This window comes from Burkholderia sp. Bp9143 (genome assembly GCF_003853645.1).
Taxonomy (GTDB): domain Bacteria; phylum Pseudomonadota; class Gammaproteobacteria; order Burkholderiales; family Burkholderiaceae; genus Burkholderia.
In genome coordinates this window covers 1-6,968 of the sequence record NZ_QTPO01000100.1, presented here as the reverse complement: position 1 = coordinate 6,968, position 6,968 = coordinate 1, and the positions used below count along the sequence as shown (strand labels likewise).

At 59.7% G+C, this 6,968-nt stretch carries 6 protein-coding genes and 3 pseudogenes; 2 read left to right on the top strand and 7 right to left on the bottom strand.

The window, feature by feature from the left end; all coding sequences use genetic code 11:
- Positions 1 to 257: 257 nt before the first annotated feature.
- Positions 258 to 590 (top strand): annotated as a pseudogene (locus tag DIE23_RS38505) (helix-turn-helix domain-containing protein); the annotation flags it as partial.
- A 19-nt stretch (positions 591 to 609) separates the two neighbouring features.
- Here the strand turns inward: DIE23_RS38505 and DIE23_RS38500 are convergent.
- From DIE23_RS38500 to DIE23_RS38475, 6 genes are read right to left on the bottom strand one after another with little or no spacing between them, the layout of a single operon-like run.
- Entirely contained in the window at positions 610 to 1,992 is a 1,383-nt protein-coding gene (locus DIE23_RS38500; protein ID WP_124618077.1) for an MFS transporter, read from the bottom strand.
- Positions 1,989 to 2,777: a carboxymuconolactone decarboxylase family protein gene (locus tag DIE23_RS38495; protein ID WP_175796438.1), complete on the bottom strand. Its 789-nt coding sequence runs from the start codon at positions 2,775 to 2,777 to the stop codon at positions 1,989 to 1,991. The genes DIE23_RS38500 and DIE23_RS38495 overlap by 4 nt, the downstream gene beginning before the upstream one ends.
- Complete coding sequence (locus DIE23_RS38490; protein ID WP_208457548.1) at positions 2,774 to 3,166, bottom strand: DUF2255 family protein; 393 nt, start codon at positions 3,164 to 3,166, stop codon at positions 2,774 to 2,776. Before DIE23_RS38490 ends, DIE23_RS38495 begins: the two co-directional genes overlap by 4 nt.
- A 50-nt stretch (positions 3,167 to 3,216) precedes the next feature.
- Positions 3,217 to 3,693, bottom strand: a complete 477-nt coding sequence (locus DIE23_RS38485; RefSeq protein WP_260436370.1) for a cyclophilin-like fold protein — start codon at positions 3,691 to 3,693, stop codon at positions 3,217 to 3,219.
- 14 nt (positions 3,694 to 3,707) lie between these two features.
- Entirely contained in the window at positions 3,708 to 4,718 is a 1,011-nt protein-coding gene (locus DIE23_RS38480) for an aldo/keto reductase (RefSeq protein ID WP_124618073.1), read from the bottom strand.
- A gap of 28 nt (positions 4,719 to 4,746) precedes the next feature.
- Complete coding sequence (locus DIE23_RS38475) at positions 4,747 to 5,484, bottom strand: SDR family oxidoreductase (protein ID WP_124618071.1); 738 nt, start codon at positions 5,482 to 5,484, stop codon at positions 4,747 to 4,749.
- A 203-nt stretch (positions 5,485 to 5,687) separates the two neighbouring features.
- On the opposite strand from DIE23_RS38475, the pseudogene DIE23_RS38470 reads away from it, so the two are divergent.
- Positions 5,688 to 6,032, top strand: a pseudogene (locus DIE23_RS38470) (LysR family transcriptional regulator); the annotation flags it as partial.
- A gap of 381 nt (positions 6,033 to 6,413) precedes the next feature.
- On the opposite strand, the pseudogene DIE23_RS38465 reads toward DIE23_RS38470, so the two are convergent.
- A pseudogene (locus tag DIE23_RS38465) lies at positions 6,414 to 6,635 on the bottom strand (IS110 family transposase); the annotation flags it as partial.
- Positions 6,636 to 6,968 lie beyond the last annotated feature (333 nt).

The window sequence follows — 6,968 nt, the reverse complement described above, 5'->3', positions numbered from 1 at the left end:
GCTTCACTTCGGCATCCGCAATTTGCGGGTCAGCACCGCCGACAAGCTCGCGCGTTGGCCTATTAATCAGCGTTTCCCTAGCAGAGGCGCTGACGACGCCGTTCCTCGGCGTTTCGACGGTAACGTGATAGCCTTTTGGTCAGACTTCGCATGTTGCCCGTGCTGCGAACACAAAAGGTGGGACCGTTTCAAGAGAGTACTGAGGCTGCCCCGGAATCAGGGCCGTCTTCAATTGGAATTTTCCGGAACCGGATCGCAAAGCTATCGACTGGCTGAAACTCCACTGCACCGAACCCTTCAGCGTCGAGGAACTGGCGGCCAGCGTGCAGATGAGCACGCCGACATTTCATCATCACTTTCGCCAACTGACTACGATGAGTCCGTTGCAATACCAGAGATGGCTGCGACTGAATGAAGCGAAGCGATTGATGCTGAACGAACACATGGAAGTTGCGAATGCTGCATTCAAAGTCGGTTACGAAAGCCCCTCTCAATTCAGTCGGGAGTACGGCCGGATGTTCGGAACGCCGCCCAAGCGCGACATCGAGGAACTGCGAAGTCTCGCTATTGGCTCTGGCGCGCGCCAGTAATTGATACCCTCCGTCCAGGTTAGTGATGGTTTTTCGGTTGAAGCCGCAAGCTAATTGCCGCCGTTGCCAACGAAATCGCCGATGCCGTCATCAGACTGCTGTGCATGCCGGTGATGAAGTTGGGCGAGCGCGCCAGCAACGCACCGAATACAGCCACGGCCAAGGCACCTCCTACCTGTCGGCTCGTGTTGAACACGCCGCTGGCCGTGCCTGCGAAATGCCCCGGAACGCTGCTCAACAGCACCGCGGTTATCGGAGGAGCCACCAGCGGCCCCGCCAGTCCGACCAACATCATCAGCGCCGAAATCCAGCCTATCGGCGCGGAGAACGGCAAGAGCGCGGTGAGCACCAGTCCCGCCGACATAGAAATCAGGCCGCTCACGATCAACGTCTTGGCGCTGAATTGGTGAACCAAGCGCGAACTGAATGGCGTCAGCACCATGCCCGTGAGCATCATTGGCAAAAACGCCACGCCAGTCGCCGCGGCAGATAAACCACGCTGCTGTTGCAGGTAGAGACTCAAGACGAACGGCAAACCGAAATAGCCGACCATGAAAGTGAAGCCGACCACCATTGCAATCCTGGCGTTGCGCGGTGCGAACAGACTTGGCGGCACCATAGGGTGAGCGCCACGCTGTTGCAGAACGACGAACGCCACCAAGGCGACGAAGGCAATGACGAAGGAAGCCAGCACCGAAGACGCGCCAATCCCGTCGCTACCCATTTCGATCGCGCCATAGGTCAACGCGCCCATAGCGACGACGGCGGTAAGCTGCCCCCAGCCGTCAAACGGAACTTCACGCCTCGACGATGGATTGGCACGGGCCAGGAAAAACAATATCGCCAAGCCCACGGGCAGATTGATAAAGAATATCCAGCGCCAGTTCCACAACGCCAGGACGCCGCCGATTACGGGGCCGGAGGTCGCGGCAACAGCACCGCCCATTGCCCATAGGGCTACCGCATGTCCACGCTGAATCGGGTCTGCGTAGCCATGCCGGATCAGCGACATGGATGACGGCATCATCACTGCCGCTCCGATGCCTTGAACAAAACGTGCAGCGAGGAGCATCCCCAAGGTCGGGGCGAAACCGCAAGCCGCCGATGCCAGTGCAAAAACGATCAAGCCCAGGCCGAACGCCTGACGGGCACCAATGCGATCCGCGAACGCGCCTGCCGAAAGCAGCAACGCCGCGAACGCCAGGGTGTAGCCGTCTACAACCCACTGCAAGCCAGTTATTCCCGCATGCAGTTCGTGGCCGATGGTCGGCAAAGCCACGTTGACCACTACGGCATCCAGCGTGATGACGAAAAATCCAAGCAGTGCCGCAGTCAGCGCGGCGCGCGCGCTGTTCTGCGTGGATCGCGCAATTTCGGCCTGTATGTTGAGCACGTCTCTCATCGTCCCGATACTGCGGCAAGCTGGCGATCCAGTGCTTCTTGCGCACGCCTGGAAGCGCCGACGTCCACGCGCTCCATCAATACTTGAACGAGTTGCTTCAATTGCTCCGCCGTGATCCCGGTGTTCATGCTGATACGCATGTGGGCTTGCAGTTGCGGCTCAGCACCGGGCAATGCAGCCAGCATGCCGACGGTAGCGATTTCGCGGCTTTGCCAGTCGAGGTTGTCGCGCTCGAAGATGTCGCCGAACAGATGGGTCTTGAGGTATTCGTCAATGGCGGGCGCAAAGTTGAATACCGGCCCCTTGACCGGGCCACCGGCCAGTTTCGTCTGATTGGCAGTGCCGGCTGCAAGCAGCGCCTCGCCCTTCGGAGCGGGATGGCTCGGTGCCTCGCCCGGCGCATCTCCGATGCCGCGCTCCTTGCGCGACGCCAGTACCTTCATCAGCTCGCCGAGTGCATTGAGGCTGCGCGGAAAGCCAGCGTAGGCGTAGAGCTGCACGAGAACTTCCCGCACGTCACTCACGGTCAGGCCGGCATCCAACCCTTGATTCAAGGCCACGTCCAACAAGCCCATATCGCCCGCAGCGGCAGATGCCGCAATGGGAACGATGGCTTGTTGCTGCGCGGTAAGGACTTTCGAGGTGGTCGAGTTATTCGACAAGGTTTTCGATTCCTGTGAAATTGAGGTGGCATTGCAAATGGCAGCCGCCAGACCAAAGAACATCGCCACTGCGGCGACCACGCAACGATGAATCGTTGAGTTGCCGAGCGGTGTACTGTTCATCGGTGATGTTCTCGTGTATCGCGCGGCACGACTCTTACTGTCGCTGCACGCGCACGCTTGTCGATCATCGGCCGAAGATAGGAGCTAGTCCGATATTTCTCCTCGTAGGCTTCGTCGATGGCGTTGTTGATTTCATCCGATAGCGATACCGGTTCAAACGACACGTCGATGACCGACCCGGCAGCCGAAATCCGCCCCGTCCGTTGCTTCACGGCCGCCTGATACCAGCGGGAAGCCGTGCCGTGGTAGCCGCGGACATACAGTTCGCCCTTGACCTGGACGCACCAGATCCACGTTGGCGTGCCGTAGGTCTTGCCGTCCTCACGAAACGGCGAGATGTGCAGGTCATCGGCTTTCACGATGCGATCGAGTTGGTCTTGCTGCCACATATCTGATCCCCGAGAGTTTGATCGCGGCCAAAGGAAAGAAGTCATCACGGCTACTGCGCCGCCTTGCTGATCGTTACCTTGAGCGGGCCAGACTGAAGCATGATCTCGATACCCGTATCCAGCGTCCCGAGCTTCACCAGCCCCTCGGAATAACGAAAGCCCTTGTGGAAGATCGCCAGGTTTCCCCACGGGGCGTAATACGTCACGTCGCCGACCTTGGGCGTCATGGCAGCAGGTGCGCCGATGGTGGACAGCCGCCGGGGTAAATCGCTGATCTTTTCCGTCGCTGCGTAGTCGTTCAAGGTCAGCGTCAACGGCAGCAGCGATGCGAAATCCCTGGCCGCCGCGCTGTTCTCCAGCGTGGCCGTGATCGTGGTGCCTTCAATGTCCATGTTGATCTGCATAGCGTGTTCTTCGTGACGGGCCGGGGTTGGCGGCGACGAAACGCCAGTCGTGGCGTCCGCCGCACGAGCCGATACCGCCGTGAGCGTGGCGATGGAAAACAACGCCATCGAAACTACGATCACGGCGGCCTGCCGGCTCACAGGACGATGCGCCCTTCAATCGGGTAGCCCGGATCGGTATAGCCGGGCGTCGATGCGTGGCCGGGCGGAACCAGCGCATTGATGAACTGTTCGTCTTCCGGGGTGAGCTGCACCGACAGGGCATCCATGTAGCCGTCCCAATGCGCTTCCGTTCGCGGGCCGGCGATGGTCGAACTCACCAGACGATTCTTAAGCACCCAGGCCAGCGCAAAGGCAATCGACGTGGTACCGCGCTCGCTCGCAAGGGCGGCAATCGCCTGCGCGATCTTCAACGATTCGGGACGCCATTCTGTCTGCTGCATGCGTCGGTCGCCACGGCCAGCGCGGCTTTCTGCCGGCGGCGGCGCATCGACGGCGTATTTACCCGTCAGCACACCGCGCGCGAGCGGGCTGTAAGACACAACGCCCAAACCGTAGTGACCCGCTGCGGGCAGTTGTTCCACTTCGGCCGTGCGATCCACGATGTTGTAAAGCGGTTCGCTGGCGACGGGCCGCTCGATGCCGAGCTGGTCGGCAAGACGTACGACCTCCGCGATTCGCCAACCGCGGAAGTTCGACAGCCCGAAGTAACGCACCTTGCCCTGACGGATCAGGTCGCCAATGGCGCGCACGCTTTCTTCGAGTTGCAGGCGGGGAATGGCACGATGGAAATACAGCAGGTCGATGTAATCGGTGCCGAGCCGCTTGAGGCTCGCTTCGACCGACTGGTAAATCCACTTGCGCGATTGCCCTTGCTCGTTCGGGCCGGCGGTGGCGGACGCCGGAAAGCCGAACTTGGTAGCGACAACCCAGCGGTCACGGTCAGCCGCGATGGCCCGGCCCACGATTTCTTCGGAACGGCCCGCGTGGTACACGTCCGCCGTATCGACGAAGTTGATGCCTTGATCTGCTGCCTTGGCGATGATGCGTTGCGATGTCGCTTCGTCGGTTTCACCGCCGAACATCATTGCGCCCAAGCAGAGCGGAGAAACTTGCAGGCCACTACGGCCCAAATATCGGTAATCCATGAATTAGCTCTCTTGTGTGGCCGGGGTTTCAATATTCCTGGGTCGTCGGACGGAACAGCACTTCGTTGATGTCCACGTCTTCGGGCTGGCTGATGGCGAATGCCACGACGCGGGCGAACGAATCTGCCGGGATGGCTTTTTCATAGGTGGCGGCCATCCTCGCGGCCACGTCAGGATCGGTAATCGTGCTGGTCAGTTCCGTCGCCACGGCACCAGGCGAAACGATGGTGGTGCGGATGTTGTACGGCTTGACCTCCTGGCGCAGTCCTTCGGAAATCACCCGAACCGCGTGCTTGGTCGCCGCATAGACCACGCCACCGGGGCCGACCTTGTGGCCTGCCACCGACGACACGTTGATGAAGTGGCCGCTCTTTTGCGCCTGCATTACCGGCAGCGCAGCCGCGACGCCATACAGCACGCCCTTGATGTTGACGTCGATCATCCGATCCCACTCGTCAACGTGCAGCCGCGACAGCATGGCGCTCGGCATCAGGCCTGCGTTGTTGAGCATCACATCGACGCGGCCATGCAGCTCCACGGCACGATCGACCAGACGTTGCACCTGGGCGCGATCGGTCACGTCGGTTTGCACCACCGCGCGATCGTCCAGCTTGAGTTCGCTCGCCAAGGCTTGCAGCCTGTCCAGGCGTCGGGCACCCAAGATCAGCTTGGCACCTTGCTGCGCAAGCAATCGTGCGGAAGCCTCGCCCAAGCCGCTGCTTGCTCCGGTAATAACGACAACCTTGCCTGCAATATTGCTGTTCATTGCGCTTTCCATTGGGGAATTGGGGCTAGAAGGAAGCACGGCTTTCGGCCCTGCCCGGGTCGTGGCCCGGTGGTCGGGGAGTCTGCTACAGGCATGCCGGACTACGCCACAAGAGCTTGCGTAGGGTTGATAGCAATGTATTGCTTAGTCGAATAGTTCGGTAGATAGTAAAATCTGCATGCTCTTGTGCATCCAGTTCACTAATGCAAAGGAAAAACCTCAACGACATTCAAGCGTTCGTGAATGTGGCCCGCGAACGCAGCTTCACGCGCGCAGCTGCGCAGCTAGGTATTTCGCGCTCGGCATTGAGTCACGCAATGCTGGCGCTGGAAGCGCGGCTGGGTGTGCGGCTGCTGATCCGCACTACGCGCAGCGTGTCCACCACGGAAGCCGGCACACGGCTCCTGAACGCAGTGGCTCCACGACTCGATGAAATCGAGCAGGAATTAGGGTCGTTGAGTGCGATGCGCGACAAGCCTGCCGGCACCGTGCGAATCACGGCGCATGACCATGCCATCGTCACGGCGCTTTGGCCCCGTCTTCTACCGCGTTCACAATCTCTGCTAGCAGTGTCCACAAGAGTGCTAGCGGCGTCCAGTAATACCGCTAGCGCCGTGTTTTCCTGACTGTAAGTCGTAGACCGAAGCAAAGTTGTCTACATGAACGCCCCCCTTTGCGCCAGACGTTCGAGGTTTTGACGAACAGGATGAGCTGCAGCTCTACATTCGGCCTTATTGCAGCCTTGTTCGCTGCGGGCACCTATGAAATTCGCTGACTCACGCCTCATTCACCGCACGAGCTTTTTCACTCTGACAACTTTTCAGGCATGGTGAGTCCCGGGTCCTACCGTTTTATCATCGCTCTCGAATGCCACCGCAACTTTTGGCGTTCCATCCCTTCCAACAAAACTTTCCTGCAGGCCAGCGAATTCAGGTGGGCCTGACGCTTTCGTAGTCCTTCCTGTATGGAAGTTGATGGACCAATATTGCCCGGATTATCCGTGCAAGCTTATTGGCCATCGCCACGATTACAACGTTCAACGGGCGCCGCTGTTTCATCTGTGTTACCCATGGACCTGGCTCTTTCACGCGATAAATGATGCTTCGCGCGCCGTGAACGAGCAAAGTCCGGAGATAGGTATCGCCCCGCTGATATGACTCCCGGTGTCAATCGGAACCGGTTTTCAAAATCTACTCCATAGGTAGAGCAAATTTCCTGAGGGCGGCGTAGCAGTAAATCTGGACGGTGGATCGTCGCCCAGCGTCTCACGGTATGGCGCGACTCGCACGCAGAGGAGACCGTACGCTTCCGACGCTTGTATGGAGACTCTCACTGGCAAGCCGTGCTCGGATGGTTCGAGCGCGCTGGGCGAGAAGCCGGAGCTACCGCCTGAAGGGCGACCTACGCTGGGGGGCGACAATTATGTTGGCCGGTCGTTGACGTTTGTTTTGGCCGGTGGTGAGGAGTCGGAGGCGGCGTAGCCG

Coding starts and splice junctions, on each gene's coding strand:
- DIE23_RS38500 (WP_124618077.1), bottom strand. CDS start 1,992: ATGAGAGACGTGCTCAACATACAGGCCGAAATTGCGCGATCCACGCAG.
- DIE23_RS38495 (WP_175796438.1), bottom strand. CDS start 2,777: ATGAACAGTACACCGCTCGGCAACTCAACGATTCATCGTTGCGTGGTC.
- DIE23_RS38490 (WP_208457548.1), bottom strand. CDS start 3,166: ATGTGGCAGCAAGACCAACTCGATCGCATCGTGAAAGCCGATGACCTG.
- DIE23_RS38480 (WP_124618073.1), bottom strand. CDS start 4,718: ATGGATTACCGATATTTGGGCCGTAGTGGCCTGCAAGTTTCTCCGCTC.
- DIE23_RS38475 (WP_124618071.1), bottom strand. CDS start 5,484: ATGAACAGCAATATTGCAGGCAAGGTTGTCGTTATTACCGGAGCAAGC.